The following is a 3218-nucleotide window of genomic DNA, read 5'->3' on the forward strand; positions in this document are numbered from 1 at the left end:
ATATCCCATTACCTCGGCCTATATTGCGGTGGCGGTCGGATTATTTATCGCTGTTCAGATTTATCGAGTCCAGAATAAGTCCTTTGGCGAAGAGGCCTTCGATGATGCCTTATGGAAAATGGGGGCGGTTCAGCCTCTGGTTTTCGTGCATGAGCATCCTCTGATAAAAGAAGATGGTTTCCCGACAGGAGGCCCCTTTGACTTATGGGCGGGAGAATGGTGGCGGATTCTGATCAGCGGATTTCATCATGCCGGCATTCTGCATCTGGTGCTGAACTGCCTTGCCATTGGTTATCTCGGACGTCTGATCGAACCGGTGATGCGTGCCTGGCTTTATGCCGGCTTTCTCATTCTGGCGACGTTTGTCTCGTTTCTGCCGGAATATTATCTGGATCATTATCCGGTAGGATTGTCGGGCGGCGCCTGTGCGATGTTCGGTTTGTTGATTTTGCTCCGAAAAACCAATCCACAGATTGCGGAAGAATTTACTGAAAGAGAGATCACCTGGGGGCTGGGCTGGCTGGTGTTGTGTGTTGTGATGACGCATTTCGATATCATGCACATTGCCAATGCGGCGCACATGACGGGACTGGTTTATGGTTTGATCGCAGGAGTCGTCCTGATCAATCGTAGCCGATTTGCCGGTGTGCTGCGGGTGACCTTTCTGGTTTCCAATTTCATCATCATTCCGTGTACTTATCTGATTTGTCATCCCGTGTGGAATGGTAAATATTACTGGTATCTGGCGCGGCACGAGGATGATCTCAACCAGAAGATTGTTTATCTGCGGAAGGGGATTGAGTTGTCTCCCGGCGAGCCGAAAATCGGGGCCGAACTGGCGTTAAGTCTTTATCGAACCGATGAGACCCCTTTCCGTTCCTGGGAAATCATTCTGGACTCACTGAAAAAGAACCGCTCCTATGAGAAGGGGGTGGAAATCACCCGTTTAATCTGGAAGCAGTTCCGTTCCGCCCAGCAGAAAGAGAAAGCGCTCCAAATTGTGAAGAATGTATTCGGCAGTGAATCGGACGCGTGGTTGGAACGTCTGGATCTGAATCGGGCGGCGATCGCTCGAGCGGATGTGACATTACCGAAAACCGGTGATGCTGGTGTAGAAAATTTACTTTTTCAGCAAGAGTCGGGGCGGGAGACGAAACCGATCAAGCCCCAGGATTTATTTGCGCCCCCCGTCGATCCCCGATCGCCTCAAAGTGCGGTTGAGGGAATCACGCTTTGACTGACGCGTGTGATCGATAAAATCGATAAGTTCGATACATTTGCTGCAAAGATCATGGACGATTGTTGTTTTTTAGCAACGGTCATGAATCCGCCAAGTGGATTTTACTCGGAGGCAGAGCCTGAACTAGGCTGTATGTAAACAAATCTGTTGTGATGCTGCGCTGTAGATTTCAGCCGGATACGAAATGAACTCAGTTTCATTCGAAAACCCGCGGGATAATCGGTTGATCGATCTCGTTTGGCTCTACAAAACCGCATATGATATTTTACAGTTCTCTCTGATATCGATCTGTTTATTATGGCTACTGCTTTGGAAAATAAAAACGAATCTGCAAATGAGAATTCTGTTGAGGAACACGCCGAGGAGACGGTACTCGTCGATCGCTTTCCCGAAGCGCTGCGTGTCTCCCGATTTACATTCTTTACCGTGTGTATTCTGTCATTCTCCTTTTTACTGTTCAGCTCGCTGCCCCTCTGGCATACCGATATCTGGGGACATCTGGCGTACGGGAAACTGATCTGGGAAACGGGAAATATTCCCGCGTTCGAGCCTCTGGTCCCGCTTTCGTCAGGAATGCCTTTTGTCGATACCGCCTGGCTCAGCCAGATTCTTGGTTTTGAAAGCTATCAGCTTTTGGGCGTGGCAGGGATCAAATTCCTGTATGCGGCTGCGATTACCATTTGTATGTGGTTGCTGCTGTCCCGTGTTCAAAAACGGACAGACAGTTTTTTCTGGAGCCTGATCTGTGTTTCCGGATTTCTATTGTGTGACTGGAAGCAGTTGGGCATCGTGCGTCCGCAACTGGCAGGTTTAGTCTGTTTTGTCCTGCTATTTTCGATCCTGAATGCGCGGCCGTGGCGTCGGTATTACTGGTTTCTCGTGACAGGACTGTTTGTGCTCTGGGCCAATCTGCATGGTTCGTTTCCCGTGGGGCTGGGTTTGATCGGATGTTTCCTGGTGGGACGAGCCGTGGATGTCGGGAGAAAATCGGGTTCCTGGAAAGCCATGTTCCGGGATAGTGTGACCCGCCGTTATTTATTACTGCTGGAATTGTCGGCCCTCGCGGTGCTGGTGAATCCTTATGGTTTGCAATTATATTCAGAAGTGTTTGCTTTCTCATCGAATCCCAATCTGGCAGAATTGATCGAGTGGAATCCTTTGACGTTACGCATGTATCAGGGAAAGACGGCTGCTCTGCTGGCATTACTGCTGGTGATTGTCTGTCGGCTCACCCCCCGGCGAATTTCAACGGCAGAAGTTTTGCTGCTGGTCGGACTGGGAACTGCGGCTCTGTGGAGTTCGCGGATGATTATCTGGTGGGCTCCGGTGGCCGCCTATTATCTGGCGTTGCACGGTGCCGCGATCTGGGGACATAAGCTGAAACGATTAGCCGATCCGTCCGAAGCGGATGAAGTTTACTGCGCAGGAAAATGGACTATTGTTTCGGTAGGCGTGATCTGGATTTGTTTTGCGATTACTCCGATGGGATCACAGCTGCTGCACGGGAAACAGGTCGATTTCGAGAAGAGTGTCTCGGGGTCTACGCCGATCGGCGCTGTGAACTACCTGAAAGAAAAACAAATTGACGGTCAGCTTTTTAATTCGATGGAACTCGGCGATTACCTGTTATGGGACGGTCCTGAGAAAACTTCCATTTTTGCAAATTCTCACGTGCATCTGCTGCCGCGCGAAGTGTGGAATCATTATTTAACGATCATCAATCTCGGCAGTGGCTGGGACGAACTCCTGGAACGTTACGGGGTCAACACGGTCGTGCTGGATTTACCCCGTCGCAACAATCTATTACGCGCACTTGAAAAAGATGAAAAATGGCGTGTGGGCTATCAGGACGGCCGTTCGGCTGTGCTCCTGCGAAATGATCCCATTCAATAATCAGCGTCTAAATTTGTTCCTGTAAATACAACCTGTTTATTAAAATATTGAGATGAGTTATGAAGTCACGCAAATTGTCATTGAA

Annotated in this window: 2 protein-coding genes; both read left to right on the forward strand. The window is 49.6% G+C overall.

Features of this window, described 5'->3' with window-relative positions:
• Positions 1 to 1237, forward strand: a 1237-nt coding sequence (locus tag Q0294_RS21730) for a rhomboid family intramembrane serine protease (RefSeq protein ID WP_299469642.1), incomplete at its 5' end; no start/stop codon positions are given.
• A 300-nt stretch (positions 1238 to 1537) separates the two neighbouring features.
• A complete protein-coding gene (locus tag Q0294_RS21735; protein WP_299469644.1) occupies positions 1538 to 3133 on the forward strand; it encodes a hypothetical protein in 1596 nt (531 codons plus the stop codon).
• The last annotated feature ends 85 nt before the right edge of the window (positions 3134 to 3218 follow it).

It is taken from the genome of uncultured Gimesia sp. (assembly GCF_937919775.1).
In the GTDB taxonomy this organism is placed as follows: domain Bacteria; phylum Planctomycetota; class Planctomycetia; order Planctomycetales; family Planctomycetaceae; genus Gimesia.

Excerpts from the sequence above, each read along its gene's own strand:
- Q0294_RS21735 (WP_299469644.1), top strand. The coding sequence starts at position 1,538 with ATGGCTACTGCTTTGGAAAATAAAAACGAATCTGCAAATGAGAATTCT.